General features: G+C 50.3%; 1 protein-coding gene and 1 pseudogene. Both read right to left on the minus strand.

Annotated elements, in window-relative coordinates:
- Positions 1-227, minus strand: a pseudogene (locus tag U1T56_RS24405) (cell wall metabolism sensor histidine kinase WalK); the annotation flags it as partial.
- A gap of 6 nt (positions 228-233) precedes the next feature.
- Positions 234-561, minus strand: a 328-nt coding sequence (locus tag U1T56_RS24410; RefSeq protein ID WP_418162073.1) for a winged helix-turn-helix domain-containing protein, incomplete at its 5' end; no start/stop codon positions are given.

The following is a 561-nucleotide window of genomic DNA, read 5'->3' on the forward strand; positions in this document are numbered from 1 at the left end:
TCCAATGTCGGGCTTTTTTCATCGCGCTCCCGATTCATTGCCTGCTCGACGTTATAGGCGAGCAGCGTCACCCGTTCGTTCAGTGAGTTTTTGAAATTTTGCACAAGCTCCGTTTCCAACTTACGGACAAAATACACGCCGATGATTTGCATGGCAACAAGAATGAGCAGCACATAAATAATAACAAACTTAAAGCGGATCGAACGAAATGGCCCTACTTTTTTCATGCCGACTCATGACTCCTGTTCCGGGTTGCGCAAATAATAGCCGACGCCCCGTCTTGTGACGATCCACGACGGATGGGAAGGGTTGTCTTCGATTTTTTCACGCAGCCTTCTTACCGTCACATCGACCGTGCGCACATCGCCGTAATAGTCGTAGCCCCAAACCGTTTGCAGCAAGTGTTCGCGCGTCATCACTTGGCCGATATGTTTCGCCAAATAGTGGAGCAGTTCAAATTCGCGATGGGTCAACGCGATCGTCTCCCCCCGTTTTTGCACGACGTACGCATCTGGACGGATGACAAGCGGCCCGATGACGATTTCATTCGTTTCATTCTCC

It is taken from the genome of Benzoatithermus flavus, from assembly GCF_037908215.1.
GTDB lineage: Bacteria > Pseudomonadota > Alphaproteobacteria > Geminicoccales > Geminicoccaceae > Benzoatithermus > Benzoatithermus flavus.